A 706-nucleotide genomic window follows, 5' to 3' on the forward strand; every position below is an offset into this window, starting at 1 on the left:
GCTTAATATATGTACAATTTTTCTGTATGGAACTTTTTCTTTGTTCTGCTGTCTAAATTTGAGCAGAGCAAAATATTGAACACTAAAATTCTTACGGAATAAATGTTGGAGGTTTTATTATGGGTACAAGCTTACAGCCCGTAGATATGCTTACCCCGGGCGCAAACCTGGAGTCATACATTCAGGCCGTGAATGGTATCCCTATTCTGAGCGTTGAAGAAGAACGCAAGCTTGCTGATCGTTTACATGATGAACACGATCTTGAAGCTGCACGCCATATGGTTATGTCTCATCTTCGCTTTGTTATTCATATTGCTAAAAGCTATGCCGGCTACGGTTTGGCTCAGGCAGACCTTATTCAGGAAGGTAACGTAGGCTTGATGAAAGCTGTTAAGCGTTTTAACCCTGAGTATGGCGTTCGCCTGGTTTCTTTTGCTGTACATTGGATCAAGGCAGAAATTCACGAGTTCATTCTACGAAACTGGCGCATCGTTAAAATTGCGACGACTAAAGCTCAGCGTAAAATGTTCTTCAATTTGCGCAGCAACAAAAAACGTTTAGCTTGGTTCACTCATAAAGAAGTTCAGGACGTAGCTGAGAACCTCGGTGTAGAACCAAAAGTCGTACGAGAAATGGAAGGTCGCTTAAGTGCTCACGATGCATCTTTCGACATGGGCGCCGATGATGACGAAGATAGCGCATATCA

1 protein-coding gene is annotated in these 706 nt (G+C 42.6%); it reads left to right on the forward strand.

Annotated elements, in window-relative coordinates:
* Window positions 1-119 precede the first annotated feature (119 nt).
* Window positions 120-706 (forward strand): RNA polymerase factor sigma-32 (locus A3763_RS20550; RefSeq protein ID WP_068760428.1); only part of this gene is annotated, 587 nt, incomplete at its 3' end.

This window comes from Oleiphilus sp. HI0128 (assembly GCF_001635365.1).